At 59.6% G+C, this 3,052-nt stretch carries 5 protein-coding genes and 1 tRNA gene; 5 read left to right on the forward strand and 1 reads right to left on the reverse strand.

The genetic code is table 11. The features are described 5' to 3' along the window. From EPO09_RS10830 to EPO09_RS10850, 5 genes are all read left to right on the forward strand, one after another. Window positions 1–197: helix-hairpin-helix domain-containing protein (locus EPO09_RS10830; RefSeq protein WP_290642965.1), on the forward strand; the 197-nt coding region annotated here is incomplete at its 5' end. After that, the gene (locus tag EPO09_RS10835) at window positions 184–741 is read left to right on the forward strand and encodes a hypothetical protein (RefSeq protein WP_290642967.1); all 558 of its coding nucleotides are present in this window, start codon (window positions 184–186) and stop codon (window positions 739–741) included. The genes EPO09_RS10830 and EPO09_RS10835, both read left to right, overlap by 14 nt. Before the next feature lie 29 nt (window positions 742–770). Beyond that, complete coding sequence (pgsA, locus tag EPO09_RS10840) at window positions 771–1,337, forward strand: CDP-diacylglycerol--glycerol-3-phosphate 3-phosphatidyltransferase (protein ID WP_290642969.1); 567 nt, start codon at window positions 771–773, stop codon at window positions 1,335–1,337. Between the two features lie 237 nt (window positions 1,338–1,574). Beyond that, window positions 1,575–1,847 carry an HU family DNA-binding protein gene (locus tag EPO09_RS10845; protein ID WP_290642971.1) on the forward strand — a complete coding sequence of 91 codons (273 nt, stop codon included), beginning with the start codon at window positions 1,575–1,577 and terminating at the stop codon, window positions 1,845–1,847. A gap of 29 nt (window positions 1,848–1,876) precedes the next feature. Beyond that, window positions 1,877–1,952: transfer RNA gene (locus EPO09_RS10850), tRNA-Val, on the forward strand. Between the two features lie 66 nt (window positions 1,953–2,018). Here the strand turns inward: EPO09_RS10850 and EPO09_RS10855 are convergent. Beyond that, a complete protein-coding gene (locus tag EPO09_RS10855; RefSeq protein WP_290642973.1) occupies window positions 2,019–2,735 on the reverse strand; it encodes an alpha/beta hydrolase in 717 nt (238 codons plus the stop codon). Window positions 2,736–3,052: the final 317 nt, after the last annotated feature.

Consider the following 3,052-nt stretch of genomic DNA (forward strand, 5'->3'; position numbering starts at 1 on the left):
GCGCCAAGCGGGCCAGCGTGCGCACTGGTGGCAGCCGCCTTGAGGATATTCCCGGTGTGGGGCCGAAGCGTCGCGCCAGGTTGCTGCAGCGATTTGGCGGCGTACGCGGCGTAGCATCGGCCAGTGTGGAAGAGCTGGCCAGCGTCGAGGGCATTTCCCGTGAGTTGGCCGAGGAGATCTATCGTGCATTACGTTGAAATAGCCAATGGCAAGTTGCTTCGGCGGGCGGTGTCGCACGGCCTGTGGTTTGCCGTCGCCTTTGGCGTGGTGGGATGCAGCTTGCTTGGCAAGAAGGACGATTCGACGGGCGCGGCCACGAAACCCAGCGTGCCCGCGGTGAACGCACCGCCGCCCGCGCCAACGACGGTGAACACATCCAAGGGGCCGATCAAGCTCCCGGTTCCCAATACGCCCAAGAGCTGGGCCGATGCACGATTGCAGGCCGCCAACCGCATGGTCATGGCCAACCCGGATGTCATTTACACAAACAAGCCACCAGACATCCTGTTGGCCATTCCGGTGCTGACCATCGAGCTCAATGGCGATGGCAGCATCAAGCACATCGCCGTCATGCGTTATCCCAGCCAGGCACGTGAAACCGTGGACATGGCCATGGCAGCGGTGAGGCGGGCAGCACCCTTCGGTGATGTCAGTCGCTTGCCCAAGCCCTGGAAGTTCAATGAGACCTTTTTGTTCAATGCGGACAAGAAGTTCAAGCCGATGACGCTGGATCAGCGTTGAAGCGCCCTGTTACGGGGCACAATGCAGCCATGTTCTGGACTTTGCCCACCCTGCTCACATGGGCGCGGATCGTTGCGATTCCGCTGATCGTGGGCGTTTTCTACCTGCAGTGGCCGATCGCCAAGATCAACTTGTTCGCGAGCGCGCTGTTCGTGGTCGTTGCCTTGACCGATTGGCTGGACGGCTGGCTGGCCCGGCGGCTGAACCAGACCTCTTCCTTCGGCGCCTTTCTGGATCCGGTGGCAGACAAGTTCCTGGTGTGCGCATCCTTGCTGATCCTGCTGGAGTTCAAGCGTGTAACCGCGCCTGTGGCACTGATCATCATCGGGCGTGAAATCGCGATCTCTGCCTTGCGTGAGTGGATGGCACAGATCGGGGCATCGCGCAGCGTGGCTGTCCACATGCTGGGCAAGCTCAAGACTGCAGCGCAGATGGCGGCCATCGTGTTGTTGCTGTACGACGGCGATATCGGTGTCGGCCTTCATACCCATGTACTGGGCACGTGGCTCATCTACGTGGCTTGTGGTCTGACCATCTGGTCCATGGCCTACTACCTTCAAAAGTCCCTGCCCGATATCCGCGCCAAGGCGCGTTGAATGAGTTTCGATTAACTCTAGGCTGGCGCTTTGGGCCTTCATCGCTTGCGGGCTGTCAAGCGTGCATATCCGCGTCTTCCTCAGGTAGGCCACTCAGACGATTGGGCATAGAATTATTTTCCCCGGTCTTCTGCCGGGTCGAGCTGTCCTTACGGTGCTGTCCCCGACCGACTTAGCGCTGCAAGCACGCCAGGATTTTGGAACTCATTTCGTGGCATCTTTTTGAGGGGATTTTTCGTGAACAAGTCCGAGTTGATTGAACACATTGCCCAGCAAGCCGACATCTCCAAGGCAGCCGCTGGCCGGGCCCTGGATGCGGTGATCGGTGGCGTGTCCACCACACTGAAGAAGGGTGGCAGCGTGTCGCTGGTGGGTTTTGGCACCTTTGCCGTGAGCACCCGAGCGGCCCGTACGGGGCGTAACCCGCGTACTGGCGACGCCATCAAGATCAAAAAAGCCAAGGTGCCTAAATTTCGTCCGGGCAAGGCACTGAAAGACGCGCTGAACTGAGGCTAGAATAGCGCCTCGTTCAAGTTGTCGGGTGCTTAGCTCAGTTGGTAGAGCGGCGCCCTTACAAGGCGTAGGTCGGGGGTTCGAGCCCCTCAGCACCCACCACCGACAAGTCTGAAAGCAATCAACCACCTCACATCTGTCAGGTGGTTTTTTTGTGCCTGCCTTCCCTCATATCCCGTAGGTGAACTCCATGGGATGAGCCCGTTCTAGACGCTTCTGGCCTTGCAGATAGCGAATCATCTGATCAACCTTGTAGCGTGCCAGCGGCCATGGGCCAAAGCCGGACTCGGTGTTCACGTGGCCCGCCTCGCCTAAATTGTGGAATCCCGCTCCCCAGCGGTCTGCCCACAGGCGGGCGCGCTCCAATGGCATCCAGGGATCATTCTCGCTGCCTACTACGGTGGCATTCAGGCACAGTCCATCGTGAGGCAACTGTTCCGTCAGTTGAAACTTGACAGGGTCTGCCGGCGCCACCATCAGGGCGGCGCAGATGCCATCCGCGCGGTCACCCGTGCGGGCTTGCGCCAGGGCCTTTTGCGCGGACAGGTAGTGAGCCAATGCCAGGCACCCGAAACTGTGCGCCACGGCGATCCACTGCGTATCCGGGGCATGGCGAGCCAAGGTGTGGTCGATCTGGTTTGACCAACTTTGCAGATCCGGCGTGTCCCAATTTGCCTGCGTCACGCGTACGGCGCCTCTGTATTGGGTTTGCAGCCAGCTTTGCCAGTGTCCGTGGCCGCTGTTGCGCAAGCCAGGAATGATCAACACCCTGATGCTTTTGCTTTGGGGCTTGCCTTGAAAGCAGCTCAACAGGGATGTGGTCTGGCTGGTCATGTCGGCAACCTTACCGAGCGGGCCAGGTTGCGGGAAGCGATGTTTGCGCATGCGTATATGCAAATGTCGGATATGCGATGGCGTATCCATCTGATTTGGTAGCAGCCGTGAATGGCCGATCTGTCATGCACAAATCGCGCAAGTGCATGCGAAATAGATCGTTCTGATTGCGGTGCTGGCTGTCTATCGTTCAGGTCTTCCAGCCAAGACCTGTGTCGATAAGGATCACGCCATGAGCATTGCAGCCACCGCCTGGATTGGCGAACCGCGCAGAGCGCCCGTCACGCAATGGGTCAAGCCTGCCTTGCTTCCAGAGCCCGCGGTGGCCGCGCGACCTTCCGTGAACGAGGCGGTGGTGTCCACACTGG

This window comes from Aquabacterium sp. (genome assembly GCF_004297345.1).
In the GTDB taxonomy this organism is placed as follows: domain Bacteria; phylum Pseudomonadota; class Gammaproteobacteria; order Burkholderiales; family Burkholderiaceae_C; genus Aquabacterium.